Origin of the sequence: Candidimonas nitroreducens, assembly GCF_002209565.1 — a bacterium.
Taxonomy (GTDB): domain Bacteria; phylum Pseudomonadota; class Gammaproteobacteria; order Burkholderiales; family Burkholderiaceae_B; genus Candidimonas; species Candidimonas nitroreducens.
On sequence record NZ_NJIH01000008.1, the window covers coordinates 288,865 to 314,591 of the forward strand.

Consider the following 25,727-nt stretch of genomic DNA (forward strand, 5'->3'; position numbering starts at 1 on the left):
AGCAAGGATGGAACGAATATGAGTAGCAATCCGCAAACCCCGGCGCCTGTGGTGGCGCCCCTGTCGCGCCGCAGCGGCCTGTTGGACGCGGTGCTGGCGGAATGCGGGCGCGCCCTGCAGGTGCTGGGGGGCACCGCGCAGGCGGCCAGGCCCAATCCGGCGGCGGGAGATGCCGCACAGGACGATGCCGCGCTGTCGGCGGCCGAGCGCAAGCACGCCGCGGGCCTGATGCGCGTCAACCACGTCGGCGAGGTCTGCGCCCAGGCCCTGTACCGCGGCCAGGCGGTATTCTGCCGCGACGAGCAGGCCCGCGCGGTACTGCGCCGCGCGGCCGCCGAAGAGGTCGACCACCTGGCATGGTGCCGCCAGCGGCTGGATGAACTGCAGAGCCGCCCGAGCTGGCTCAACCCCTTGTGGTATGCGGGCTCTTTTTCGCTCGGGCTGGCGGCCGGCTACGCGGGCAAAGAGAGGAACCTGGGCTTCATGGCCGAAACCGAGGCCCAGGTCGAGCAGCATCTGCAGGGGCATCTGGACGTGCTTCCCTTGGGTGATGCGCGTTCGCGCGGCATTGTCGAGCAGATGCGTCAGGACGAGGCGCAGCATCGCGCCACGGCTCAGGATCATGGCGGCCGGCCGCTGCCGCTGCCGGTGCGGCTGGGCATGCGGGCCATGTCCAAGATCATGACCACCACCGCTTACCGGGTGTGAAGGCCCGCGCTCTTGCGCCGGCCGGTGGCCGTTCATTGCGTGCGGGCCGCCGGCTTCGGCCTGGCAATGGACGGGGCGTTGGCTAGGGCTGAAGCAAAGGGCCAGGGCAAAGGGCCAGGGCAAAGGGTTTATTTGTAATAAATTGTTCTTCGGCTCAGGCCTGTCTTGGCGCATAAGCCACGACATGATGGAAAAAAGCAACACAATGCGCGAATATTGATTTTTTCCCCGATCGATCTTGCATCGCACAAAAAAACGCTATACACTTTAGTTATCGGATGTCGAAACGCGATTGTAGAGGAAAACCCGAGAGGGAAAACCCCAAGCGCGCGGTCTCAAGCAAGTAGCAGTGCTTTCGTAGCCCGACATGCCACGGTTGTCTCCTCCACCCTCCTCCTTTGGTGGATTTAGCCCGAGATCGCAAGATCTCGGGCTTTTTTTTAATTTTTTTTCGGCTCGGCTGCCTGGGCACCTGAAATCCCGATGCCGCCGGAGCGGGACAATTGCCACAGCGGCCCCATTTTTTTGTTGCATTTTTTCCGAGGGGTCTTCGCGGCGTGTTACAAATACGTCCGATAATATGAAGTTCTCTACCGTGCAGGGGGGGTTGTGGCCTCGCATCAAACCTGGGATACAGTAAGCTGGCTATATATCTGTATCGTGGCATTCACCATCGGCGGCCTGATCGTGGCATCAGAGCGCTGGCACGGTGCTTACACCGGCGATTCCGATCTGCACAAGCCGCAGGCCTCGCACGCGCGCTCGACGCCGCGGGTGGGCGGCCTGGCGGTGCTGGCCGGCAGTCTGGCCGGCTTGCTGGTGCTGGGCCCGAAGAACATGACGCTCACCTGGCTGTGGCCGGTGCTGTTCGTGGCGGCGCTGCCGGTGTTCGTGGCTGGCCTGCTGGAAGACATCACCAAGGACATCGGCTCGGGCAAGCGCCTGCTGGCGGCCTTTATTTCCGCGGCCATCGCCTGGTGGCTGCTGGGCGGGGTCTCGCGCGTGGGCTTGTGGCCCATAGACTGGATCCTGGGCTTCTGGCCGATTTCCCTGGTCTTCACCATGGTGGCGGTGGGCGGCTGTACGCACGCCTTGAATATCGTCGACGGCATGAACGGGCTGGCCGGCATGGTGGCCACGCTCATGGCTTTGTCGCTGGGGCTGGTGGCCTTGCAGGTGCAGGACATTCCCATCTTCCTGATCGCCGCGGCGCTGGCCTCGGCGACCCTGGGCTTCCTGGTCTGGAATTTCCCTTTCGGCCGCGTCTTCCTGGGCGACGGCGGCGCTTATTTCCTGGGCTTCATGCTGGCCGAGCTGGCGGTGCAACTGGTGGTGCGCAATCCCAGCGTGTCGCCGTTTTACGCGCTGGCGGTGCTGTTCTACCCGGTCTTCGAGACCCTGTTCTCGATCTGGCGGCGGCGCTTCAAGCGCGGCACGCCGGTCGACCAGCCCGATGCGCTGCATCTGCATCAACTGGTGTTCCGCCGGCTGGTGCGCGTCACCTTCAGCCGCGACAGCCGTCACGCGGTGCCGGCGCTGTGCAACGCCATGACCTCGCCCTATTTGTGGGTGTTGACGCTGATCGGCCTGGTGCCGGCCACCATCTGGTGGGACAACGCCTGGGCGCTGTGCGCCAGCCTGCTGGTCTTTTCGCTGGTTTACATCTGGCTGTATTCCAGGCTGGTGTCGTGGCGCCGTCCGGCGTGGCTGCTGCTGCCCTCGCTGGGTCGCGAACACCACAAACGCGACAAGTAGCAAGGGTGCCGCATGGGTATGGACAGCGCCGCCGTGGGTGGCCGGCGCGTTTAAAACGAATAACAGATGCATAGATAATTCCGGTTTTGCATGCCGGCCCCCTTGCATCGAACCTTTCATTAAACTGTAGGGTAGGGGCCGATGCCGGCGGGCAATACTTCTTTTTCGACGCAATGCGTGGGAGATCCAAGTTGCAAATTCAAGATGTGAACCTTGCGGTGGTTGGGCTGGGCTACGTGGGCCTGCCCCTGGCAGTCGAGTTCGGCAAGAAGCGGCCGGTACTGGGCTTTGACATCAATGCGCGCCGTATCGCCGAACTGCGCGAAGGGCGTGATCACACGCTCGAGGTCGATGGCGCCGAGCTGGCGCAGGCCAAGCACCTGAGCTTTACCGACGACGCCGGGCAACTGGCCCGCGCCAATGTATTCATCGTCACCGTGCCCACGCCCATAGACGAGTACAAGCAGCCCGACCTGACGCCGCTGGTGCGCGCCAGCGAGACCATAGGCAAGGTGCTCAAGCGCGGCGACGTGGTCGTCTACGAGTCCACGGTGTACCCCGGCGCCACCGAAGAGGTGTGCGTGCCGGTGCTGGAACGCATGTCGGGCCTGCGCTACAACCAGGACTTTTACGCCGGCTACAGTCCTGAGCGCATCAATCCGGGCGACAAGTCGCACCGCGTCTCGACCATCAAGAAAGTCACCTCGGGCTCGACGCCCGAAACCGCCGAGCTGGTCGACGCGCTGTATCGCGAGATCATCGTCGCCGGCACTCACAAGGCCAGTTCGATACGTGTGGCCGAAGCCGCCAAGGTCATCGAGAACACGCAGCGCGACGTCAATATCGCGCTGGTCAACGAGCTGGCGCTGATCTTCAACAAGATGGGCATCGACACCCAGGCGGTGCTCGAGGCGGCCGGCACCAAATGGAATTTCCTGCCGTTCCGGCCCGGGCTGGTGGGCGGCCACTGCATAGGCGTCGATCCCTACTACCTGACGCACAAGGCCCAGGCCATCGGTTATCACCCCGAGATCATCCTGGCCGGCCGGCGCCTGAACGATTCCATGGGCGGCTATGTGGTGTCGCAGCTGGTCAAGGCCATGACCAAGCGGCGCATCCAGGTGCAGGGTTCGCGCGTGCTGGTCATGGGCCTGACGTTCAAAGAGAACTGCCCCGACCTGCGCAACACGCGCGTGGTCGACATCGTGCGCGAGCTGGGCGAGTACAACATCGAGGTCGATGTCTACGACCCCTGGGTCGAGGCGGCCGAGGCGCAGCACGAATACGGCATCACTCCGGTGGCGCAGCCGGCGCAGGGCGCCTACGACGGCATCATCCTGGCGGTGGCGCACCGGCAGTTCACCGATATGGGCGCGGATGCAATGCGCGCGCTGGGCCGGCCCGAACACGTGCTGTACGACTTGAAGTATGTGTTTCCCGCCGACCAGTCCGATCTGCGCCTGTAGCGGCCAGCCGCAAATACGAAATGCCCGCTGCGGGGCGGGCGGACGAACTTCATCGAAGGTTGATTGCAATGAGTACCCATTACCAGGAATTGATGGCCAGCCTGCGTACCAAGCCGCGCACGTGGCTGGTGACAGGCTGCGCCGGCTTCATCGGCTCGAACATCCTCGAAACCCTGCTGACGCTGGATCAGAATGTGGTGGGCCTGGACAACTTCGCCACCGGCCACCAGTACAACCTGGACGAAGTGCGCCAGACCGTGTCCGCCGAACAATGGGCGCGCTTTACCTTCCATGAAGGCGACATACGCGACCTCGATGCCTGCCGCAAGGCGACGGCCGGAGTCGACTTCGTGCTGCACCAGGCGGCGCTGGGCTCCGTGCCGCGATCGCTGTCCGACCCCATCACCACCAATGACGTGAACGTCGGCGGCTTCTTGAACATGCTGGTGGCGGCGCGCGATGCCAAAGTGCAGGCCTTCGTCTATGCGGCCTCCAGTTCCACCTATGGCGATCACCCCGACCTGCCCAAGGTCGAAGACCGCATCGGCCGCCCCTTGTCGCCGTACGCCATCACCAAGTATGTCAACGAACTGTACGCCGACGTGTTCGCGCGCGCCTACGATTTCGGCAGCATAGGCCTGCGCTACTTCAACGTGTTCGGCAAGCGCCAGGATCCCAACGGCGCCTATGCAGCGGTCATTCCCAAGTGGGTGGCGGCCATGATCCGCGGCGAAGACGTGGTGGTCAACGGCGACGGCGAGACCAGCCGCGACTTCTGCTTCGTCGAGAATGCGGTGCAGGCCAATCTGCTGGCCGCGCTGGCGCAGCCCGAGGGCGTCAATCAGGTCTACAACGTGGCCTACAACGCGCGCACCAGCCTGAACGAGCTGTTCGAATATCTCGCCCGCGCGCTGGCCAACAACGGCATCGTCTACGACAAGCAGCCGGTGCACGCCGATTTCCGCGCCGGCGACGTGCGTCATTCCCAGGCCGACATCAGCAAGGCGCGGCGGTTGCTGGGATACGACCCTCTGCACGACATCGTGCAGGGGCTGGAGGTGGCCATGCCTTGGTACACGCAATTCCTGCGTTAATTCTTGAATACGTTCATACGACGATTATCGAACCTGCACTCCGACCATCGGCGCATCGCCCAGGGGGCGGCGCGAGTCGCCTTCTTCCTGCTGCTGGGAAAGTTCGCCGGCGCGCTCAAGGAAATGGCGGTGGCGTACCGCTATGGCGTCAGCAGCGTAGTGGACGCCTACCAGTTCACCATGACTATGGCGAACTGGCTGCCGGTCACGCTGGTGGGCGTGCTGTCGGTGGTGTTGATTCCGGTACTGGTACGCATACGCTACCAGGATCCGGTCGCGCGCGCGCGCTTCCTGCGCGAGCTGCAGGCCTGGGTGCTGGTGCTGGGCGCGGCGCTGGCGCTGTTGATCTACATGGCATGGCCCTGGGTGCTGAGCATCGCGGGCAAGGGGTTGTCGCCCGAGGTTCGCGGCATGAGCTCGCAGCTCATTCTGGCCTTCGCGCCCGCGGCGCTGCTGACCGTGATGACCGGCGTCAGCGCCGCGCGGCTGCGTGCGCACGAGCGCCACATCAACACTTTGCTCGACAGTGTGCCGGCGCTGCTGATCCTGCTGTGCATCCTGGCATGGCCGGTGCGCGATGTACGGCCTCTGCTGTGGGGCACGCTGCTGGGCTATCTGCTGCAGTCGGCCTGGCAATTGTGGCTGGCCAGAAAGGCCGACGGCATGTGGGGGCGGCCCTTGTTCACGCTGCGCTCGCCGCACTGGCCCGACCTGGCCACGGCGGCCGGTGTGATGCTGGTGGGGCAGGTGGCCATGAGCTTCGTCGGGCCCATCGACCAGTACACCGCGGCCAATCTGGGGGCCAATGCCAACGCCACCCTGGGTTATGCCAGCCGCCTGCTGTCGCTGGTGCTGGGCATAGGCGCCGCCTCGGTGGGGCGCGCGGCGCTGCCGGTGCTGTCGGACATCCAGGGCCGCGGCGACCCGGTGCGCGCACGGGCCACCGCATTGAAGTGGTCGTGCCTGATGGTGCTGGCCGGCGCCGTGGTGTGCCTGGTCGGCTGGCTGCTGGCGCCGTGGGGCGTGGCGCTGCTGTTCCAGCGCGGCGCCTTCACTGCGCAGAATACCGTCGCGGTGTCTCAGGTGCTGCGCTGGGGCCTGCTGCAGCTGCCCTTTTATTTCGGCGTGCTGATGCTGGTGCAGCTGCTGGCGAGCCAGAACCGCTATCGCGTCATGGCGGCCATCGCGGTGGCCAACTTCGCATTGAAGGCGGTCATGAACCTGGTGCTGGCGCCGCGCATGGGTGTCGAAGGCATCATGCTCGCCACCAGCATCATGTATGTGCTTTCCTATACGTGTTATGTCGTGGCTGCCTGGGTTCTGTCGCCGGACGCGGCGCAGGGCCGGCCATGAACCGGCCGTAAGCCGGCCCTGCGGGCATTTTTAACAGATTCATTGCGGATACCAATTTTGAAGCCAGCGGTTCGTACGCCTCATTTGATGATAGTGATCCATTCCCTGAACGGGGGTGGGGCCGAGCGCGTGGCGGTCGATCTGGGCGCTTACTGGGTCGAGCGCGGCTACCAGGTCACGCTGGTGACGCAGTCCGATGCCGCCACGGATGCCTATGCGCTGCATCCCGCGGTGCGCCGTGTGGCGCTGGGCACGGCCGGCGACAGCGGCGGCGGCCTGCGCGGCATGCTGGCCAATCTGCGCCGCGTGCTGGCGCTGCGCCGCCTGATACGCCGCAGCCGACCCACCGTGGTGCTGGGCATGATGACCACGGCCTCGGTGCTGGCCGTGCTGGCGGCGCGCCGCCAGCCCTGCCGGGTCATCGCCACCGAGCACACGCATCCGCCTTCGCAAGAGCTCAGCCCCATGTGGCTGCGGCTGCGGCGCCGCACCTACCCGCGCGCCGCGCAGGTGGTGGCGCTTACCAAGGGTACGGCGCAGTGGCTGGAGCAGCATGTGCCGGGCTGTTCCGTGACGGTAATTCCCAATGCCGTGCGCTGGCCGCTGGAGCCCGGCGAGCCGGTGCTGGAACCGCCCGACCGCCGCGGCCGGCGGCGCCTGCTGGCGGTCGGGCGGCTGCATCCGCACAAGGGCTTCGACCTGTTGATACAGGCATTCCAGATGGTGGCCGATCATGTGCGCGACTGGGATCTCGTCATCCTGGGCGAGGGCGGCAGCCGTGGCGAGCTGCAGCGGTGCATCGACGAGGCCGGCCTGCAGGATCGCATCAGCATGCCGGGCCGGGTGGGCAATATCGGCCAATGGTACGAGCAGTCCGACCTGTATGTGCTGAGCTCGCGCGTCGAGGGTTTGTCCAACACGCTGATCGAGTCCATGGCCTGTGGGCTGCCGGCGGTGGCCTTCGATTGCGACACGGGGCCCAGGGAAATCGTGCGCAACGGCATAGACGGGGTGCTGGTGCGCCCGGTCGAAGATGCCGAGGCCTTGGCCGCGCATCTGTACGGGCTGATGACGAATCACGAACGGCGCGCGGCCCTGGGCCGGCGCGCCGTCGACGTGCGCGACCGGTTCTCCATGGTTCGGGTCATGGCATTATGGCACCATGTATTTGAGCCCGCGCAGGGGCGGGAATAACGGACTGGCTATGTGTGGAATCATTGGCGTGTGGGGCCCCATGATCAACAAGCAGGCCGAGCTGGAGCGCGGCTGCTGCAGAATGCGCGAGCGCGGCCCCGACAGCACGGGCTATTGGCATGACACGGAAGCCGGCCTGGCGCTGGGCCACGTGCGCCTGGCCATACTCGATCTGTCCGAGGCTGGCCACCAGCCCATGGTGTCGCACTGCGGGCGCTACGTGCTGGTGCTCAACGGCGAGATCTACAACCACCTGGAACTGCGGGCCGAACTGGAAGGCCGCGGCCAGGCGCCGGACTGGCGCGGGCATTCCGACACCGAGACCATACTGGCCTGTTTGGCGGCCTGGGGCGTCGAAGAAACGCTGTATCGGGCCACCGGCATGTTCGCCATGGGTCTGTGGGATAGGCAAGACCGCAGCCTGTCGCTGATGCGCGACCGCATGGGCGAGAAACCCTTGTACATGGGCTTCGCCGGCCAGAGCTTCGTGTTCGGTTCGCAGCTCAAGGCGCTGAGCGCCATGCCGGGCTTCTCGCACGAGATCGACCGGCGCGCGCTGTCGCTGCTGGTGCGCCATAACTACATACCGGCGCCCTGGAGCATTTACCGCGGCATGCGCAAGCTCGCGCCGGGTTCATGGGTGCGCCTGACCCGCGAACATTGCCTGCGCCGCGAGTTTCCTCCGGTGCGCGCATACTGGTCGGCGCAGACCGTGGCGCAACAGGCCCGCGAGCAAGAGCTGGATTTCGAGACCGAAGGGCAGGCCGTGGATGCGCTGGAATCCGTGCTGGGCGCGTCGGTGCAGCGCCAGATGCTGGCCGACGTGGGCCTGGGCGCATTCCTGTCGGGCGGTATCGATTCCTCGGTGGTCGTGGCGCTGATGCGCGCGCGCGGCTCGGGGCAGGTCAATACGTATTCCATCGGCTTCGAAGAGCCCGGCTACAACGAAGCGGAGCACGCCAAGGCCGTGGCGGCGCATTTGGGCACTGCGCACACCGAGCTGTACGTCAGCGCGGCCGACGCCCTGGCCACGGTGCCCGATCTGGCCGCCGTCTACGACGAGCCCTTCGCCGATTCGTCGCAGATCCCCACGCTGCTGGTATCGCGCATGGCGCGCCAGCATGTCACGGTGGCCCTGTCGGGCGATGGCGGCGACGAACTGTTCGGCGGCTATGCGCGCTACTTCCGCGCCCAGCGCTGGTGGCACAGGCGCGAGTCGCTGCCGGCGCTGTTGCGCCGGCCTCTGTCCGAACTGGGCCGCCTGGGGGCCGCGCTGCTGCCGGCCGGGCAACTGCACGACCAGGCGCTCAAGGCGGTGGCGCTGGCCGGCGCGCCGCACGCCGGGCAGTTCTACCGCCAGTTCGTGTCGTACTGGAAGGATCCGCGGCAGGTGGTGCGCGGCGCCTACGTGCCCGATACCGCCTTCGACCGGCAGATGGGCGAAGGCAATTTCTTCGAATACATGATGCTGCTCGATGCCCTCACCTACTTGCCGGACGACATCCTGGTCAAGGTCGATCGCGCCGCCATGTCGGTCAGCCTGGAAACCCGCGTGCCGATGCTGGATCACCACGTGTTCGAGTTCGCCCAGCGCCTGCCGCTGCACTACAAGGTGCGCGATGGCAGAGGCAAATGGCTGCTGCGCCAGCTGCTGTATCGCCATGTTCCGGCGCATCTGGTCGATCGGCCCAAGAAAGGTTTTTCGGTGCCGCTGGGGACATGGCTGCGCGGGCCGCTGAAGGACTGGGGGGCGTCGCTGCTGGAGCCTTCGCGCTTGCTGCGCGAAGGCCTGTTCGAGCCCGGCGCGGTGCAGCGCAAGTGGCGCGAGCACCAGTCGGGCGTGCGCAACTGGAGCCAGCACCTGTGGAGCATCCTGATGACGCAGGCATGGCTCGACTCTAAAACAGGCACGGCGGCGCGGGTGCGATGAAAATCGTCTTCCTGGTCAGCTCCATGCATGCCGGCGGGGCCGAGCGCGTCGCGGCCACGCTGGCCAGCGCCTGGGCGCAGCGCGGCGAAGAGGTGACGCTGGTACCCACTTATACCGGCAGGGGCACGTGCTTTTATCCGCTGTCCCCGCAGGTCGAGCTGCTATGGCTGGCGGATCGCTGCGGCGGCGGCCCCCGGGCACTGGCCGGTGCACGCAAGCTCGCCGCCTTGCGCAGCCTGCTGCGCGAACGCCGGCCCGATGTCATCGTCTCGTTCCTGACCAACGTCAACGTGGTGGCGCTGCTGGCCTCGCGCGGGTTGGGCATACCCATCATCGTCTGCGAGCGCACCAATCCGGCGGCCAGCGACAGCGCCGGCCGGCTGCTGCGCCTGCTGCGCCGCTACACCTACCCCTGGGCCGATCTGGTGACGGTGCAGGCGCAGGCCAGTCTGCGGCCTTTTGCCCGTATGGTGCCCGGCATGCGCCGCCTGGAACAGGTGCCCAATCCCATGCCCGCCGAGCTGTACGATGCGCGCCTGGCCGCCTGCGTTCCGGATGTGGACGGGCGGCGGCGCCTGGCCGCCATGGGCAGGCTGGTGCCCGCCAAGCAATTCGACGTGTTGATACAGGCCTTCGCCGGGCTGGCCGAGCGCCATGCCGACTGGGATCTGGTGATCTGGGGCGAAGGGCCGATGCGCGCGCAGCTGCTGCGCCAGATCGGGCAGGCCGGGCTGGCCGGCCGCATATCGCTGCCGGGCCGTACCGCCGAACCCTGGCGGGAACTGGCGCAGTCGCATGCTTTCGCCCTGACGTCGCGGGTCGAGGGCTTTCCCAATGCGCTGCTCGAGGCCATGGCCCTGGGCCTGCCGTGCCTGGCCGTGGATTGCCCCAGCGGCCCGCGCGAGATGACGCGCGACGGCGAGGACGGCCTGCTGGTGCCCCTGGACGACGCCGCGGCCTTGGCCGCGGGCCTGGATCAACTGCTGGGCGACGCGGCCCTGCGCCAGCGCCTCGCCGCCTCTGCGGCGGTATCGGTGCGCCGGCGCTACAGCCTCGAGGCCGTGCTGGCCCGCTGGGATCAGCTCATCGCCACCGCCCGCGGTACGCGGGTCGAAGGGGTGGTAAGCGGCCTGGGCGCACCGGGCCTTGGCCAGGATGCCGCATGGCCGCAGGGCAGCCTGCCGCCACACCAGCTGCCTGCATACGGCACAGCGCCGGACAGCAAGTTGCCAGGTAGCGATGCCGCAGACAGCAATGCACCGGCCGGCACGCCGCCGGACGGCGCTCCTCCGGATGGCGTACCCCTGGATAGCGCACCGCCAATAAGCGCGCCGTTGCCGCCACGGGAAGCCGGCCCTGCGGGCGCCCGCGGCCGTCCATTCACCGTGGCTCACATCATTTCGGGGCTGGGCCAGGGCGGGGCGGAAACCGTGCTGTACCGGCTGGTGACGGCGCCCACGCAGAGCGGGCGTCACGTCGTCGTCTCCATGATCGGCGACGGCGTGTTCGGCCCGCGCCTGCGCGAGGCGGGCATCGAGCTGCATACGCTGGACATGCCCGCCGGACGGCTCACGCCGGGCGGCTTGTGGCGCCTGTACAAACTGCTGCGCGGGCTGGCTCCCGACGTGGTGCAGACATGGATGTATCACGCCGACCTGATTGGGGGCGTGGCGGCGCGCCTGGCCGGAATACGCGCGGTGTCCTGGGGCATACGCAATTCGGGCGTCAATTTGCAGATGGGCAGCGGCTCGGCACGTCTGGTGGCGCGGATCTGCTCATGGCTTTCGGGCCCGGTGCCGGGTGTCATCGTGGCGTGCGCGCGCAGCGCGGCACTGCAGCACCAGGCCTGGGGCTATCGTGCGGAACGCTTGCGGGTGATTCCGAACGGCTACGATCTGTCGCGCTGGCGTCCGCGGCCCGAGGCGCGCGCGGCCTTGCGCAAGGCCTGGAACGCCGCGCCCACGGACGTGCTGATAGGCAGCGTGGCGCGCTGGAACCCGCTCAAGGATCACGCCAACCTGCTGCAGGCCTTCGCCCTGAGCCTGCGCATGCGTCCCGGCCTGCGCTGCGTGCTGGTGGGCGCGGGCATGGACGAGGGCAATACCGAACTCATGGGCATGCTGGATCGCCTGGCGATCCGCGATCGGGTGCTGCTGCTGGGCCAGCGCACCGACGTGCCGCAGATCATGAATGCGCTCGACGTGCACGTGCTGTCCAGCCGCGCGGAAGGTTTTCCCAACGTAGTGGCCGAGGCAATGGCGGTGGGCCTGGCCTGCGTGGTGACGGATGTGGGCGACGCCGCGCAGATCGTGGGTGCCGAGGGCTGGGTGGCGCCGCCGGGTGATGCGCTGGCCTTGTCGGGAGCGCTGAACGAGGCGTTGGCATTGCTGGGAACCGAGGCCATGGCGCAAAGGCTCGAGCGAGGGCGCCAGCGCGTGCATGCCGAATACGGCCTGGACGCCATGGTGGCAGCTTATGCCGCGCTGTGGCGGCGGCTGGCGGCGGATCGCCCCAGGCGCGGGGCCGCGCCGCCCCGGGCGCAGCCGCAGGTGCTGCCGCGCCTGCTGATCGCCGTCAACAATCCGGCCTTCTTCCTGTCGCACCGGCTGCCGATAGCGCTGGGCGCGCTGCGCGCGGGCTACGAGGTGCACGTGGCGACGATGGACGGCCCCAGCGTTGCGCGCATCCGCGAACTCGGCCTGTACCACCATGTCATCCCCATGACGCGCAGCGGCGCCAATCCGCTGGGCGAGCTGCGCACCCTGTGGGCCCTGTGGCGCCTGTTCCGCCGCTTGCGCCCCGACCTGGTGCACGCCGTCACGATCAAGCCGGTGCTGTATGGCGGCATGGCCGCCAGGCTGGCGCGCGTGCCGGCCTTCGTGGCCGCCATCTCGGGGCTGGGCTATGTCTTCGCGGCGCCGCCGAGCCGCTACGATCTGTTGCGTGGCGCGGCCTGCTTCATGTATCGCCTGGCGCTGCGGCACCCGAACAGCCGGGTCATTTTCCAGAACGACAGCGACCGCGAGATGCTGGCCCGCATCGGCGCCATTGTGCCGCAGCAAGTGCTGATGATCCGCGGCTCGGGCGTGGATCTCGACGCGTTCCCGGCCGTGCCCGAACCCGATGGGCCGCCGGTGGCCATCATGGCGGCACGGCTGCTGGCCGACAAGGGCGTGCGGGAATTCGTGCAGGCGGCGCGGCTGTCGGCGGGCCATGTCAGCGGCCTGCGCTGGCAGCTGGTGGGCAGCCCCGATCCGGGCAATCCGGCCACCATCACCGATGCCGAGCTGCAGCAATGGAGCCGCGAGGCGACGGTTCAGTGCCTGGGGCAGCGCAGCGATATTGCCGCGCTGTATGCGGCGGCGCATATCGTCGTGCTGCCATCCTACCGTGAAGGTCTGCCCAAATCGCTGGTCGAGGCCGCCGCCTGCGGACGCGCGGTCGTCACGACCGACGTGCCCGGCTGCCGCGATGCGATCGAGCCCGATGTCACCGGCCTGCTGGTGCCGGTGCGCGATGCCGCGGCGCTAGCCGCCGCGGTGCAGCGCCTGGCCGGCGACGACGCGTTGCGCCGCCGTTTCGGCGCGGCGGGGCGCGGCCTGGCCGAGCGCGAGTTCGATGTGCGGCATGTGGTGCGGGCGCATTTGAATGCCTACGACGCCTTGTTGGGGCGGCATACTCAGCCAGAGCAAGGCGCCGATTGAATGCCTGTGGCGGCCGCCACGCTTGGCCCTGGGCCGCTATTTTTTGTGCGAGCCTGCTGCGGGCGCGCCTCATAGCAATCCGCTTTCAAAGAGATAAGAATCCCCTGCACGAATTCTTATATTTTTGATTGCAGATGCGTATCAGAAGGGCAGCTGTGCCTGCGGCGCCAGCGCCAGCAGCGCCTGCCGGAACTCGCCCTGTATGCGTCGCAGCGCCGCCTCGCTGTCACCTTCGAAGCGCAAGACCACGACCGGCGTGGTGTTGGATGCGCGCGCCAGGCCGAAGCCGTCCGCGTATTCGGCGCGCACGCCGTCTATGGTCACGAGCTCGCGGGCCGTGGCGAATGCCGCCGAACCCTGCAGGCGGGCAACCAGCTTTTGCGGTTCGCCTTCCTGCATTTCCAGTTTCAGCTCGGGCGTGGAAATGCCTTGGGGCAGGGCCTCGAGTTCCGCGGACGGGTGGTCGCCGCGCGACAGGATCTCCAGCAGGCGCGCGCCGGTATACAGTCCGTCGTCGAAACCGTACCAGCGCTCCTTGAAGAAAATGTGGCCGCTCATTTCGCCGGCCAGCGGCGCGCCGGTCTCGGCCAGCTTGGCCTTCATGAGCGAATGGCCGGTGCGCCACATCAGCGGCCGGCCGCCCGCCGCGGCGATTTCCGCGGCCACGTGGCGGCTGCATTTCACGTCGAAGATAATGGTGCTGCCCGGCGCGCGCCGCAGTATGTCCCGCGCGTACAGTATCAGCTGGCGGTCGGGCCAGATAATCTGGCCGGATCGGGTCACCACGCCGAGCCGGTCGGCGTCGCCGTCGAAGGCCAGCCCCAGCTCGCAGTCGCTGCCGCGCACGTGCGCGATCAGGTCGGCCAGATTGGCTGGCTCGGCCGGGTCGGGATGGTGATTGGGGAAATTGCCGTCGACCTCGCAGTACAGCTCGTCCACCTCGCAGCCCAGGGCCTGGAACAGCCTGGCCGCGGCCACGCCGCCCACGCCGTTGCCGCAGTCGATGGCAATTTTCATGGGGCGCGCCAGTTTCACGTCGCCGGCGATGCGGGCGATATAGGTGTCGATGAGCTCGGGCAGGCGCGATTCGGCGGTGCTGGCCACCGTCGCGCCGCTAGCGTCGGCAATGCCGCCAGTGCTGGCTGTATCGGCTTCGACTGCACCGGCGGAGCCTGGGCCGTCTGTGGCGGCGTCGGGCGCGCCAGCCGCATTGCCCGCGGCGTCCGCCACGCCTGTCGCGGCCCGCGGCGCGCCGGGCTCCATCATGGCCTGCCGCAGTTCCTGGATCTGTGCGCCGTGCAAGGTCTGGCCGCCCAGCATCATCTTGAAGCCGTTGTATTGCGGCGGATTGTGGCTGCCGGTAACGGCCACGCCCGAGCCGCCAGCCAGCGTGCAGGCGGCGAAATAAACCAGCGGGGTGGGCACCAGCCCGGCGTCCAGCGGGCTCGCGCCGGCCGCGGCCAGGCCGGCGCGCAGCGCGCGGGCCAGCTCGGGACTGCTCAGGCGGCCGTCATGGCCCACGGCCACCGTTGCCAGGCCCTGCGCGGCGGCGCGCCGGCCCAGCGCATGCCCCAGGCCATATGCGAAGGCGGCATTGATCTGCCCAGGCACGATGCCGCGGATATCGTAGGCCTTGAAGACTTCGGGGGCGGGTTGCTGCTGATCCATTGTTTTCCTGGTGAGCGTGGGCCGGTGCCTGCCTGGTCGCGCAAGCCTTGATATAGCCGGGTATTGTACGAAGTGTATGGAGGACGCCGGCGCGGCGCCCGGGGGAAGAACAAGACAACAGGGTGTGACAGGGGCTGGGGCCGCCCCATGGTGGCTAAAATAACTATCCGTTTGAATAATCGCGCAAGCCAGGAGAGCCCGCATGCCGGCAGTGGACGAGTTGAAGCGTATCGTGGGAGAGCCCCACGTTCTGCAAGGAGAACAGGCCGAGCCTTATCAGGTCGACTGGCGCAACCGCTATGCCGGCCGGGCGCTGGCGGTCGTGCGCCCCGGCAGCACGCAAGAGGTTGCGGAAGTCGTGCAATGGTGTGTCGCGCAGCGTGTGCCCATCGTGCCGCAGGGCGGCAACACCAGCCTGTGCGGCGCGGCCACGCCCGACGGCTCGGGCTCGGCGATCATTCTGTCGCTGGCGCGCATGAACCGCGTGCGCGGCATCGACACCGACAATGACACCATGGTCGTAGAGGCGGGCTGCGTGCTGCAGGCCGCCCAGCAGGCGGCGCGCGAGGCCGGCCGGCTTTTCCCACTGAGCCTGGCGGCCGAAGGTAGCTGCACCGTGGGCGGCAATCTGGGCACCAATGCCGGCGGCACGCAGGTGCTGCGCTATGGCAATACGCGCGAGCTGGTGCTGGGGCTCGAAGTGGTTACGGCCGAGGGCGAAATCTGGCACGGGCTGCGCGGGCTGCGCAAGGACAACACGGGCTACGATCTGCGCGACCTGTATGTGGGCAGCGAAGGCACGCTGGGCGTCATCACGGCGGCCACGTTCAAGCTGTACCCGCAGCCGGTGGCGCAATGCACGGCCTTGCTGGGCCTGGCCTCGGTGCGCGACGCGGTGGCGCTGCTGTCGCTGGCGCGCCAGGGCTTCGGCGCCAGCCTGACCGGTTTCGAACTGATCGGCGGCAACTGCCTGCATGGAGTGGTGCAATGCTATCCCCAGCAGCGCATTCCTTTCGAGGGGCCGTCCGCGCAGCTGCCCTGGTATGCCTTGCTGGAGCTGTCCGACAGCGAAAGCGCAGAGCACGCGCGTGCGCGCTTCGAGGCCGTGGTGGGCGAGGCCCTGGAAGCCGGCCTGGTCAGCGACGCCGTGATCGCCGAAAGCATGGCCCAAAGCCAGGCGCTGTGGCATTTGCGCGAAAGCATTCCGCTGGCGGAAAAGGCCTTCGGCAAGAATGTGAAGAATGACGTGTCGGTGCCGGTGTCGCGCATGGCGGATTTCGTCGAGACCACCAATGCCGCGCTGCAGGCCCGCTTCCCCGGGGTGGAGCACATCATCTTCGGCCACCTGGGCGACGGCAATCTGCATTACAACGTGGCGCGCGGCCAGGCGTACACCGAGCAGGCGCTGCTCGGCCTGCAGGAAGATATCTACGCAGTGGTCTATGAAAGCATACGCCAGCACGGCGGCTCGATCAGCGCCGAGCACGGCGTAGGACAGCTCAAGCGCGACGTGCTGCCGCTGTACAAGGATCCGGTGGAACTGGCGCTGATGAAGCGCATCAAGCAGGCCCTGGATCCCTTGGGTTTGATGAATCCAGGCAAGGTGCTGCAAGGGTGACGGCTGCGCCCGTCTACGGAGTTATCCGGGCCGGGCGCAGATCTGCAGTGTATCAACGCGTAAGCCCTCTCAGGGCCTGGCAGGCAGCACCATGCCCGCGCATTCGCCGAGGGTGATGGCCGGGTAGCCGGCCTTCTCGCAGCGCGCACGCAGTATGACTTCGTCACCGTCTTGCAGGAACAGGCGCTGTTCGCCCCAGGTGAGTTCGATGGGCTTCTTGCCGCCCTGGTTGATTTCCAGCATGGAACCTTCCTGGCCGGCGGCCGGCCCCGACAGCGTGCCCGTGCCCAGCATATCGCCGGGCTGCAGGTTGCAGCCGTTGACGGTGTGGTGGGCCACGACCTGCGCCACGCTCCAGTAGGCTTCCTTGAAATTGCTGCGCGACAGTACCGCGGGTTCGGCCTTGGCCGCGCGGCTTTTTTCGGTGGACAGCAGCACTTCCAGGCCGATGTCGAAGGCGCCGGCAGCGGCGTTCTCGGCGTCGGACAGGTACGGCAGCGGCTGCGGATCGGAAGCCGCACGGGTGGTGGCCGTGCGGAAGGGGGCCAGGGCCTCGAGCGTGACGACCCAGGGCGAGATCGTGGAGGCGAAGTTCTTCGACAGGAAGGGCCCCAGCGGCTGGTATTCCCAGGCCTGGATGTCGCGCGCCGACCAATCGTTCAGGATGCACAGGCCGAACACGTGCGATTCGGCTTGCCCGACGGGTACCCGCTGGCCCTGGGGGTTGCCCTGGCCGATGAAGATGCCCAGCTCGAGTTCATAGTCCAGGCGCTGGCAGGGGCCGAAGTTGGGCGCGGCGCCTTCGGCGGCGGGGCGCGTCTGGCCTACCGGGCGGGGAAAGCGCTGGCCCGAGACGCCGATGCTGGAGGCGCGCCCGTGGTAGCCGATGGGCACCCACTTGTAGTTGGGCAGCAGCGGGTTGTCGGGGCGGAATTGTTTGCCCACCGAGGTGGCGTGGTGCAGCGAGATATAGAAGTCGGTGTAGTCGCCGATGTGCGCGGGTACGCTCATTTCGGCGTCGCTCTGCGCGACCAGCAGCGGTACCAGCAGCGGTTGCAGGGACGACTCGGCGCGCAGGGCGCGCGACAGGGCCAGGCGTAGCGCCGACCAATGGGCCTGGCCGAGCGCCATCAGGGCATTGAGGCTGTCGCCGGTGCAGGCGGCCAGCGCTTCGGCCGCGGCGCCTGAGAATGGTCGGGCCTCGGCCAGCGCGGCCAGATCCAGGATCTGGCTGCCGATGGCCACGCCGGGGCGGAACGCTTCGGCGCTGTCGAGGCGGCGGAACACCCCGTAGGGCAGGTTCTGAATGGGAAAGCCATTGCCTGCGGCGTTGGCCGATTCGACCCAGCTGCGTAGTTGGGGATCGTGGGTTTCGTTCAGGTAAGTCATGGATTGCGATCCTGGTTCTTGGGTGAATTAAGCCGGCGTTACGGATGCTCGGGGTGGAAGTGCTTCTGCAGCCCTTGCCAGGCCTGGTAGTAGTCGGCTTGCAGAGTGGGCGCGGCCAGGGCCTGGGCGCTGGGGCGTATGACGCGCCGGGTCTCGAACATGAACGCCATGGTATCGCGAATATAGTGCGGCTTGCCGGTGTCGGCGGTGCTGGCCTTGGCGAAGGTCTCGGCGTCGGGGCCGTGCGGCGTCATGCAGTTGTGCAGGCTGGCGCCGCCGGGCAGGAAGCCTTCGGCCTTGGCATCGTAGACGCCTTCGATCAGGCCCATGAATTCGCTGGCGATGTTGCGATGGAACCAGGGCGGGCGGAAGGTGTCTTCCATGACCAGCGTGCGCGGCGGGAAGATGGCGAAATCCATATTGGCCGTGCCCGGGGTGTCCGACGGCGAGGTCAGCACCGTGAAGATGCACGGATCGGGATGGTCGAAGCTGATCGAGCCGATGGTGTTGAAACGGCGCAGGTCGTACTTGTAGGGCGCATGCGTGCCGTGCCAGGCGACTACGTCCAGCGGCGAATGGTTGATGCTGGCGCGCCACAGGCCGCCGTTGAACTTGGCGTACAGGGTGTAGTCGTCGTCGAGATCTTCGTACCAGGCCACTGGGGTCTGGAAGTCGCGCGCATTGGCCAGGCCGTTGGAGCCTATGGGGCCGAGTTCGGGCAGGCGCATGGGGGCGCCGAAGTTCTCGAGCAGATAGCCGCGGGCCTCGGCGTCGAGCAGTTCGACACGCAGGCGTACGCCGCGCGGAATGACGGCGATCTCGCAGGGCTCGAGGTCGATCAGGCCCAGCTCGGTGGCCAGCCGCAGGCGGCCCTGCTGCGGCACGATCATCATTTCGCCGTCGGCGTTGTAGAAGAAGCTGCCCTGCATGGAGTGGTTGGCCGCATACAGGTGTATGCCTATGCCGGCCTGGTCGTCGGCGTTGCCGTTGCCCGCCCAGGTGTGCACGCCGTGAATGAAGTCGGTGGCGTCGGTGGGCATGGGCAGGGGGTTCCAGCGCAGCTGGTTGGGGGTGCACGGCCCCTTGCCGAAATCGTTGTGCCAGTGGGCGATGTCGCCGGCCGGTTCGAAGGGCTGCTGCACGGCCGCGGGGCGTATGCGGTACAGCCACGAGCGGCGGTTGTCGGCGCGCGGGGCGGTAAAGGCCGTGCCGGACAACTGTTCGGCATACAGGCCGTAGGGGCACTGTTGCGGGGAATTGCGGCCTTGCGGCAGGGCGCTGGGCAGGGCCTCGGTCGCGTGGCTGTTGCCGAAGCCGGTTTGGTACTGAAGTGTGCTCATGAGTACGACTCCTGTGAGGGTCAGTTTGCGGGCCGGGCTATGTCGCGCGCCTTTTCCAGGGCTACGCGCAATACATCCCGGTCGCCTATGTGGTTGGCCAGCAGCAGCACCAGCGCCGCGTTCAGCTCGTGGCTCTGGGCCGTGTCCAGATCCCGGTGCGCTTCGATGAGGTCTTCGTAGAAATCGTCCGGAGAGACGATATTGCTGTGGGTGTTCAGGGTATTCATGCCGGAGTGTCCTCGAGGTGGCCGCTGGCGCGGCGCAGCGCGGCGCGGATGGCCGGTTCGTGGCAGGCGCGCCAGCGCGCGGCGATGTGCTGGTCGGGGCGTATCAGGTAAGTGGTGTGCTCGCGCGCGTCGTAGCGCCGCGCCAGCACGCCCTGCGCGTCGACGACCGTGTGCAGCCCGCTGCGCGCGGCCTGGCCGGCGCAGGCCGGCGCGGCCACCAGGATGACCTGTATGCCCAGCGGATCGCGGCGCAGTTCGTCCAGCTGCTGCAGGGTGGCCTGCGGCGGCAGGCCGGAACGGCAGAATATGACTACCGTGTAGCGGCCGTCCAGGCACGACAGCCACCAGGCATCGCGGCCCTCTACCTGCACGGGCGCGTCGGGCGCCACCACGCCCAGCGGCAGCAAATGGGTGAAGCGCTCGGTGTCGGGTGTGTTCAGCGGCGTGTCGGTATAGGCCGTGGCGGTGGACAGGCGGCCGCTGTTGACCAGCGCGCGCGCGAATTCATAGTGCTTGGCCAGCTTCAGCACGGTGTTGCGGAACAGCAGGCTGATCTCGCTCTTGGGCGTGATGAAATCGGTGGAGTGCGTGGAATGGCGGATGTTCTCGTCGGCGGCCAGTTCGCGCTCGGCGGCATAGCTGTCGATCAGTGCCTCGGGCGCCAGGCCGCGGGTGACCAGGTGCAGCTTCCAGGCGAGGTTGTCGGCGTCCTGTACGCCGCTGTTGGCGCCGCGCGCGCCGAAGGGCGAGACGCGGTGCGCCGAATCGCCGGCAAACAGCACGCGGCCGTGCCGGAAATGATCCATGCGTTCGCAGGCAAAGGTGTAGATGCTGACCCATTCCAGCTCGAAGGCGGTGTCTTTGCCCAGCAGGGCGCGGATGCGCGGCAGCACGTTTTCGGGCTTGACCTCTTCGACCGGGTCGGCGTTCCAGCCCAGCTGGAAGTCGATGCGCCAGATGTTGTCCGGCTGGCGGTGCAGCAGCACCGATTGATTGGGATGGAAGGGCGGGTCGAACCAGAACCAGCGTTCGGTGGGAAATTCGGCCTGCATGCGCACGTCGGCGATCAGGAAGCGGTCGCGGAAGATGCGGCCGTGGGCTTCCTGGCCCAGCATCTTGCGCAGCGGCGAGCGCGAGCCGTCGCAGGCCACCAGCCAGTCGGCCGTGAGCGTGTAGGGGCCGTCGGGCGTCTCGACCGTGAGCAGCACGCCATCGGCGCGGTTCTCGACGCCGACCGCCTTGTGCTTCCAGCGCAGTTCTATGCCGGGATGCGCCGCGGCCTGTTCGCACAGAAAGCCTTCGCAATAGTATTGCTGCAGGTTGATGAAGGCGGGGCGCCGGTGGCCCGGCTCGGGCAGCAGGTCGAAACGCCATACCTCTTCGCCCTTGAAGAACACCTTGCCGACGTTCCAGGACACGCCCTTGTCGACCATTTTCTGGCCGACGCCGAGGCGATCCCAGACATCCAGGGTGCGCTTGGCGAAACAGATGGCGCGCGAGCCGGTCGACAGGCGATAGTCGTCGTCGAGCACCACTACTTTGCTGCCGCGCTGCGCTAGATCCAGCGCCAGGCTCAGGCCCACCGGGCCCGCGCCCACGACCACTATGGGGTGGTGGCCGGCGGCGTCGGACGGTTGCGGCCGGTATTCGAATTCCAGGGCCTGGTAATCGGTGTCTCCCACGCCAGTTCTCCTCGTGTCATCGCCGGCGCGCCCGTAGCCGCGCCGGTCGGGTCACTGCATTCAGTTGCCTTCGAGCTGCTTCCACATTTCCAGGTCGCGTTCTGCGGTCCAGATGCGCGGATCGTCGTAGCCCGTGGCCTCGTCGTAGGCGCGCGACACGTCGAAAGGCATGCAGTGGTCGAAGATGACCCATTCGGCGTAGCGCGGCTTCATGAAGTCGTAGGTTTCGCGGTAGATGGTCTTCAGGTCTTTGCCTTCGGCCACGCCGTTGTTGACACTGGCGTACAGGTCGGTGATGAAGGCGCGGGTGCCGGCCAGGCCCTTGCGCACTTCGGCGGCCGACTGCAGCGACGGGCCGCGGCCGGGCACCATTTTCTCGGCGTTGAATTCGGCCAGGGTGTCCAGCGTGTGCGGCCATTCGCGGAAGTAGCAGTCGCCGGCATAGGGGGTGGACTGGTATTCGACCAGGTCGCCGGCGAACAGGATTTTTTGCTCGGGCAGCCAGGCTATGGTGTCGCCCTTGGTGTGGCCGCGGCCCACTTGCAGGATCTGCACTTCGAGGTTGCCGAGGTTGACGGTCATTTCGCCGTCGAAGGTGATGGTGGGCCAGGTCAGGCCGGGAGGAATCGATTCGACGTTGCGGAACAGGCGCGGGAAGCGGCCGATTTCGCTGGCCTTGTCTTGTTCGCCGCGTTCGACAATGAGGTCGTAGGTGTCGCGGCTGGCGAGGATTTCCTGCGCCTTGTAGGCCGCCGCGCCGAACACGCGCACGGCATGGTAGTGCGACAGCAGTATGTATTTGATGGGCTTGTCGGTGACTTCGCGGATGCGGTCGATGACCCCCTGGGCCATGACCGGCGTGGCCTGGGTGTCTATCACCATGACGGCGTCGTCGCCGATGATGACGCCGGTGTTGGGGTCGCCTTCGGCGGTATAGGCATAGGCGTTGTCCGACAGCTTGTCGAAGGATACGACCTTGTCTTCCAGGTCGGCGTGGGAAGCGAATTGTTTGCTCATGGGGCGGTCTCCAGTGGTTTGAGGAAGTATAGGTTGATATTCGTTTTTATGCAATGCATTTGTTATAGACGAATTTAACTCATGCCGATCCGATCCGATCCGATCCGAGCCGAGCCGAGCCGAGCCGAGCCGAGCCGGGCGGGGCGGGGCGGGACCGACCCTGGCCGGGTAGGCTCCGCCGGACAGACCCCGCCGGGTAGACCCCTCCGGGCAGGCCCGGCCAGGTAGGCCCGGCCGGGCCGGACTCAGCCGCCCGGGCCTGATTCAGTTGCGCTGGCAGGACGGACAGTAATAAGTAGCCCGCTGGCCCTGGACGATGCGGCGGATCGGGGTGCCGCAGACTCGGCACGGCTGGCCGTCGCGTTCATACACCGCGGCATGCAGCGTGAAATAGGCGCCCGGCTCGCCGCTGGCGTCCACATAGTCGCGCAGCGTGCTGCCGCCCGATTCCAGCGCGTCGCTGAGGGTCTGGCGGATGGCGTCGAGCAGCCGCGCGCAGCGTGCCGGCGACAGCCGGCCGGCGCGCGTGCGCGGATGGATGCGAGCCCGGAACAGGGCTTCCGAAGCATAAATATTGCCGACGCCCACCACCACCTGGCCGGCCAGCAGCGCCTGTTTGATGGACAGCGTCTTGCCGCGCAGGCCGGCGTGCAGTTTTTGCGCGGTGAAGCCGGGGTCGAAGGGTTCCATGCCGAGCCGCGCCAGCAGCGGGTGCGCCTCGAGCGGGCCGTCGGCGGCCGCATGCCACAGCACGGCGCCGAAACGGCGCGGATCGTGCAACAGGAAGCGCGCGCCATTGTCGAACAGCCATTCGGCGTGGTCATGCTTGCGCCGCGGTTCATCGGGCGCCACGCGGCGCAAGGATCCGGACATGCCCAGGTGCACGATCTGCGTGCCGTGTTCGAATCGAATAAGCAAGTATTTGCCGCGGCGTCCGCACTCCAGTACCGCCTTGCCGCCGATCAAATCCGGCAGGCCGGCGGGAATCGGCCAGCGCATGCGCGCTTCGTGCACGATGAAGCGGGTCAGTATCCGGCCCGGCATGACCGTCGCAATTCCGCGACGGGTAGTTTCGACTTCTGGCAGTTCGGGCATGAGGGGGTGCTAAGATCTGTCAATTCCAGTGTGTGATTTTGCCATTTTGCGCTATGGTTGCGGGCGGGAAAGGCAATGGCTTTGCTTATATCCAGTTAATGAAACTTCCGACTTCCTTGCCCTGGCTCGTTGCGGCCATGCTGTGCCTGCTGTGTTCTGTTCCGAGTCATGCCCGTCAGCCTGCGGTGGCGCCGGCGCAGACCGAGCAGATACACCTGCGCGAGGGCAGCCTGCCCGATGTCACGCTTACGGCCGACATCATGTACCGCATCCTCAGCGCCGAGATAGCCGCGCAGCGCGGCCAGTACGACTTGGCCAGCCGCACTCTGCTGGATCTTTCCAAAGACACGCTGGATCCACGCCTGGCCAAGCGCGCCTTCCAGTTGTCGATGGCCGGCCACGACTTGCCGCGCGCCTTGGCGGCCGCAAAGCAATGGGCGCTGCTGGCCCCCAACGATGCCGAGGCGGTGGCCGCTTCGCTGGCCCTGGCGGCGTCCAACGGCCAGACCGCCGGCCTTGCCACGGCGCTGTGGAACCGCATCGACAAGGCCACCGACAAAGACCGCGCCATTGCCCAGGCCGCGGCCATCGTCGGCAAGATGACCGACAAGAAGGTGGCGCTCGAGGTGCTGGATCAGGCCTTGCACGAACCCGTGCGCTCCCTGCCCATCGCTCATCTGGCCCTGGCCGACGCGGCCTGGGCCGCGGGCGACGCCGATCGCGCGCTGGCCGAGGCGCGCGAGGCGCAGGAGCTGGATCCCGATTCCGAACAGGCGGCGCAGCGCGTGCTGGAATACGGCCTGAAGGTCGACCCCGGCGAGGCCATCAATACGGCGCGGCTGTTTGCCGTCCAGCATCCCGACGCGCGCAAGCTGCAGCTGCTGCTGGTGTCGCGCCTGGCCGACCGCAAGGATTTCGATTCCGCGCTGGAGCTCATCCAGCAGATGCGCGCCCGCGCGCCCGAGGACTTCGACCTGCAGTACACCGAGGCCGAGGTCGATTTCCGCGCCGGACGCTACGATCGCGCGCAGGCTCTGCTCGATGACTACATCAGCGTGCAGACCCAGCGCCGCCAGTCCATCAACGACAATGCCACCAATGCCGCGTCGGACGCTTCCGACGCGCGCCTGCTGCTGGTGCAGATCGCCGAGAAGCGCGGCCGCTTGAAAGACGCGATCCAGCAGCTCGGGCAGATCGAAGACCCCACCCTGAAGTTCCAGGCGCGCGTCCACATGGCGGTGCTGCAGGCGCGCATGGGCGACCTGGCGGCGGCCCGCAAGACCATTGCGGCGGTGCATCCGCAAGACAACCACGAACGCACCGTGCTGGCGCTGACGCTGTCTTCCATCTATCGCAATGCGGGGCGTACCGAACTGGCCACCGAGGTGCTGGTGCAGGCCGACAAGGCCATGCCCGACACCTCCGAGATTTTGTACGATCTGGGCATGCTCTACGAGCGCCAGGGCAAGTTCGATCAGTTCGAAAAGCTGATGCGGCGCGTGATCGATCTCGACCCCGACAACGCCAACGCCTATAACTCGCTGGGCTATACCTACGCCGACCAGAACACCCATCTGGACGAGGCCCAGGATCTGCTCGAGCGCGCCCTGCAGCTCGAGCCGGAAAACCCGTTCATTCTGGACAGCGTGGGCTGGTATCTGTACCGCACCGGCGACAATAAGGCCGCGCTCGACTACCTGCGCCAGTCGTATGCGCTGCTGCCTGCGGCCGACGTCGCCGCCCACCTGGGCGAAGTCCTGTGGAAGCTCAAGCGCCACAGCGAGGCGCGCAAGATCTGGAGCGCCGGCTTCAAGAAAGACCCCAAGAACGACACCTTGCTCAAGACCCTCAAGCGCTTCAATGTGAAGCTGTAATCCGGGAGTGCCATGCTGGGTATTTCATTTCTACGCTATCGCGCCTGGCTGGTTTGCGGCCTGGCGTGCCTGCTGGCGGCCTGCGCCACCCCGCAGCGCATTGCCGGCGGCACGGCGCATGCCTTCGACCGGGTGGGCCGCTTCGCGCTCAGCGCCACCGGTTATGGCGCCCCGGCACAGGCGGTGCAGGGCGGCTTCGCCTGGAACGACGACGGGCGCACGCTGCGGCTGGATCTGTCCAATCCGCTCGGCAATATCCTGGCGCGCGTCGAGGTACGCCCCGGCGTGTCGGTTCTGACGCGCGCGGACGGTACGCAGCAGCGCGCCGCCGATCCCGACGGGCTGGTCGAGCAGGTGCTGGGCAGCGCCATCCCGGTGGCCGGTTTGCGCGACTGGCTGCGGGGCAGTACCGGCAGCCGGCCGGTGGACGGCCTGCGCAAGGACGAGGCCGGCCACATCGGCGGTTTCGAGCAGAACGGCTGGCATGTCGAGCTGTCCAATTACGATACGCAAGGGCCCCGCCTGCTGCGGCTGACGCGCGATGCCGCGGGCCGGCACATCAGCGTGCGGCTGGTCGTGGACGGCGCTTAGCTTGCGCTTGCATGCGTGGGCT

At 67.0% G+C, this 25,727-nt stretch carries 18 protein-coding genes and 2 pseudogenes; 13 read left to right on the plus strand and 7 right to left on the minus strand.

Annotated features, from left to right (window positions below; translation table 11 throughout):
* The first annotated feature begins 18 nt into the window (after positions 1 to 18).
* The 10 genes and pseudogenes from coq7 (at position 19) to CEY11_RS26010 (ending at position 13,204) form a co-directional block, all read left to right on the plus strand.
* Positions 19 to 708: a 2-polyprenyl-3-methyl-6-methoxy-1,4-benzoquinone monooxygenase gene (coq7, locus tag CEY11_RS15370; RefSeq protein WP_088604267.1), complete on the plus strand. Its 690-nt coding sequence runs from the start codon at positions 19 to 21 to the stop codon at positions 706 to 708.
* Positions 709 to 1,317: 609 nt separating this feature from the next.
* Positions 1,318 to 2,463, plus strand: a complete 1,146-nt coding sequence (locus CEY11_RS15375) for an MraY family glycosyltransferase (RefSeq protein WP_088604268.1) — start codon at positions 1,318 to 1,320, stop codon at positions 2,461 to 2,463.
* A gap of 191 nt (positions 2,464 to 2,654) precedes the next feature.
* Positions 2,655 to 3,929 carry a Vi polysaccharide biosynthesis UDP-N-acetylglucosamine C-6 dehydrogenase TviB gene (tviB, locus tag CEY11_RS15380; RefSeq protein ID WP_269845288.1) on the plus strand — a complete coding sequence of 425 codons (1,275 nt, stop codon included), beginning with the start codon at positions 2,655 to 2,657 and terminating at the stop codon, positions 3,927 to 3,929.
* A 68-nt stretch (positions 3,930 to 3,997) separates the two neighbouring features.
* On the plus strand, positions 3,998 to 5,023 hold the full coding sequence (locus CEY11_RS15385; RefSeq protein WP_088604270.1) for an NAD-dependent epimerase/dehydratase family protein: 1,026 nt from the start codon (positions 3,998 to 4,000) through the stop codon (positions 5,021 to 5,023).
* A gap of 3 nt (positions 5,024 to 5,026) precedes the next feature.
* Positions 5,027 to 6,376, plus strand: a complete 1,350-nt coding sequence (gene murJ, locus CEY11_RS15390; RefSeq protein ID WP_088604271.1) for a murein biosynthesis integral membrane protein MurJ — start codon at positions 5,027 to 5,029, stop codon at positions 6,374 to 6,376.
* Positions 6,377 to 6,463: 87 nt separating this feature from the next.
* Positions 6,464 to 7,570, plus strand: a complete 1,107-nt coding sequence (locus CEY11_RS15395) for a glycosyltransferase family 4 protein (RefSeq protein ID WP_088604272.1) — start codon at positions 6,464 to 6,466, stop codon at positions 7,568 to 7,570.
* Between the two features lie 10 nt (positions 7,571 to 7,580).
* Positions 7,581 to 9,500, plus strand: a complete 1,920-nt coding sequence (gene asnB, locus CEY11_RS15400) for an asparagine synthase (glutamine-hydrolyzing) (RefSeq protein WP_088604273.1) — start codon at positions 7,581 to 7,583, stop codon at positions 9,498 to 9,500.
* A pseudogene (locus CEY11_RS15405) lies at positions 9,497 to 10,603 on the plus strand (glycosyltransferase family 4 protein); the annotation flags it as partial. The gene asnB and the pseudogene CEY11_RS15405, both read left to right, overlap by 4 nt.
* A gap of 324 nt (positions 10,604 to 10,927) precedes the next feature.
* Positions 10,928 to 11,875, plus strand: a pseudogene (locus CEY11_RS26005) (glycosyltransferase); the annotation flags it as partial.
* A 174-nt stretch (positions 11,876 to 12,049) separates the two neighbouring features.
* Positions 12,050 to 13,204: a glycosyltransferase family 4 protein gene (locus CEY11_RS26010; RefSeq protein WP_332888371.1), complete on the plus strand. Its 1,155-nt coding sequence runs from the start codon at positions 12,050 to 12,052 to the stop codon at positions 13,202 to 13,204.
* Between the two features lie 141 nt (positions 13,205 to 13,345).
* Here the strand turns inward: CEY11_RS26010 and CEY11_RS15415 are convergent, their stop codons facing one another.
* Positions 13,346 to 14,872, minus strand: a complete 1,527-nt coding sequence (locus CEY11_RS15415) for a phosphomannomutase/phosphoglucomutase (RefSeq protein WP_233154905.1) — start codon at positions 14,870 to 14,872, stop codon at positions 13,346 to 13,348.
* A 202-nt stretch (positions 14,873 to 15,074) separates the two neighbouring features.
* On the opposite strand from CEY11_RS15415, the gene CEY11_RS15420 reads away from it, so the two are divergent.
* Positions 15,075 to 16,490 carry an FAD-binding oxidoreductase gene (locus CEY11_RS15420; protein WP_088604274.1) on the plus strand — a complete coding sequence of 472 codons (1,416 nt, stop codon included), beginning with the start codon at positions 15,075 to 15,077 and terminating at the stop codon, positions 16,488 to 16,490.
* A 69-nt stretch (positions 16,491 to 16,559) separates the two neighbouring features.
* Here CEY11_RS15420 and fahA read toward each other — a convergent pair whose 3' ends face one another.
* The 6 genes from fahA to mutM all read right to left on the minus strand — a co-directional run bounded on the left by fahA (position 16,560) and on the right by mutM (position 23,240).
* Positions 16,560 to 17,879, minus strand: coding sequence for a fumarylacetoacetase (fahA, locus tag CEY11_RS15425; RefSeq protein ID WP_088604275.1), 1,320 nt, complete (start codon positions 17,877 to 17,879; stop codon positions 16,560 to 16,562).
* A 38-nt stretch (positions 17,880 to 17,917) separates the two neighbouring features.
* On the minus strand, positions 17,918 to 19,219 hold the full coding sequence (gene hmgA / locus CEY11_RS15430) for a homogentisate 1,2-dioxygenase (RefSeq protein ID WP_088604276.1): 1,302 nt from the start codon (positions 19,217 to 19,219) through the stop codon (positions 17,918 to 17,920).
* 20 nt (positions 19,220 to 19,239) lie between these two features.
* Positions 19,240 to 19,446, minus strand: coding sequence for a DUF2783 domain-containing protein (locus CEY11_RS15435; RefSeq protein WP_088604277.1), 207 nt, complete (start codon positions 19,444 to 19,446; stop codon positions 19,240 to 19,242).
* On the minus strand, positions 19,443 to 21,128 hold the full coding sequence (locus tag CEY11_RS15440; RefSeq protein ID WP_088604278.1) for an FAD-dependent oxidoreductase: 1,686 nt from the start codon (positions 21,126 to 21,128) through the stop codon (positions 19,443 to 19,445). The genes CEY11_RS15435 and CEY11_RS15440 overlap by 4 nt, the downstream gene beginning before the upstream one ends.
* A 60-nt stretch (positions 21,129 to 21,188) precedes the next feature.
* Positions 21,189 to 22,145, minus strand: coding sequence for an MBL fold metallo-hydrolase (locus CEY11_RS15445; protein WP_088604279.1), 957 nt, complete (start codon positions 22,143 to 22,145; stop codon positions 21,189 to 21,191).
* 264 nt (positions 22,146 to 22,409) lie between these two features.
* A complete protein-coding gene (gene mutM, locus CEY11_RS15450) occupies positions 22,410 to 23,240 on the minus strand; it encodes a bifunctional DNA-formamidopyrimidine glycosylase/DNA-(apurinic or apyrimidinic site) lyase (RefSeq protein ID WP_088604280.1) in 831 nt (276 codons plus the stop codon).
* Between the two features lie 98 nt (positions 23,241 to 23,338).
* Here mutM and CEY11_RS15455 point away from each other — a divergent pair, with 98 nt between their 5' ends.
* On the plus strand, positions 23,339 to 25,114 hold the full coding sequence (locus CEY11_RS15455; protein ID WP_233154906.1) for a tetratricopeptide repeat protein: 1,776 nt from the start codon (positions 23,339 to 23,341) through the stop codon (positions 25,112 to 25,114).
* A 12-nt stretch (positions 25,115 to 25,126) separates the two neighbouring features.
* Positions 25,127 to 25,705 (plus strand): lipoprotein insertase outer membrane protein LolB, encoded by a 579-nt coding sequence (lolB, locus tag CEY11_RS15460; RefSeq protein ID WP_088604282.1) that lies wholly within the window; start codon positions 25,127 to 25,129, stop codon positions 25,703 to 25,705.
* The last annotated feature ends 22 nt before the right edge of the window (positions 25,706 to 25,727 follow it).

Bases quoted from the DNA above. Each gene is read 5' to 3' on its own strand.
- coq7 (WP_088604267.1), top strand. From the start codon at position 19: ATGAGTAGCAATCCGCAAACCCCGGCGCCTGTGGTGGCGCCCCTGTCG.
- CEY11_RS15385 (WP_088604270.1), top strand. From the start codon at position 3,998: ATGAGTACCCATTACCAGGAATTGATGGCCAGCCTGCGTACCAAGCCG.
- CEY11_RS15395 (WP_088604272.1), top strand. From the start codon at position 6,464: ATGATAGTGATCCATTCCCTGAACGGGGGTGGGGCCGAGCGCGTGGCG.
- asnB (WP_088604273.1), top strand. From the start codon at position 7,581: ATGTGTGGAATCATTGGCGTGTGGGGCCCCATGATCAACAAGCAGGCC.
- CEY11_RS15415 (WP_233154905.1), bottom strand. From the start codon at position 14,872: ATGGATCAGCAGCAACCCGCCCCCGAAGTCTTCAAGGCCTACGATATC.
- CEY11_RS15420 (WP_088604274.1), top strand. From the start codon at position 15,075: ATGCCGGCAGTGGACGAGTTGAAGCGTATCGTGGGAGAGCCCCACGTT.
- fahA (WP_088604275.1), bottom strand. From the start codon at position 17,879: ATGACTTACCTGAACGAAACCCACGATCCCCAACTACGCAGCTGGGTC.
- hmgA (WP_088604276.1), bottom strand. From the start codon at position 19,219: ATGAGCACACTTCAGTACCAAACCGGCTTCGGCAACAGCCACGCGACC.
- CEY11_RS15435 (WP_088604277.1), bottom strand. From the start codon at position 19,446: ATGAATACCCTGAACACCCACAGCAATATCGTCTCTCCGGACGATTTC.
- CEY11_RS15445 (WP_088604279.1), bottom strand. From the start codon at position 22,145: ATGAGCAAACAATTCGCTTCCCACGCCGACCTGGAAGACAAGGTCGTA.
- mutM (WP_088604280.1), bottom strand. From the start codon at position 23,240: ATGCCCGAACTGCCAGAAGTCGAAACTACCCGTCGCGGAATTGCGACG.
- CEY11_RS15455 (WP_233154906.1), top strand. From the start codon at position 23,339: ATGAAACTTCCGACTTCCTTGCCCTGGCTCGTTGCGGCCATGCTGTGC.
- lolB (WP_088604282.1), top strand. From the start codon at position 25,127: ATGCTGGGTATTTCATTTCTACGCTATCGCGCCTGGCTGGTTTGCGGC.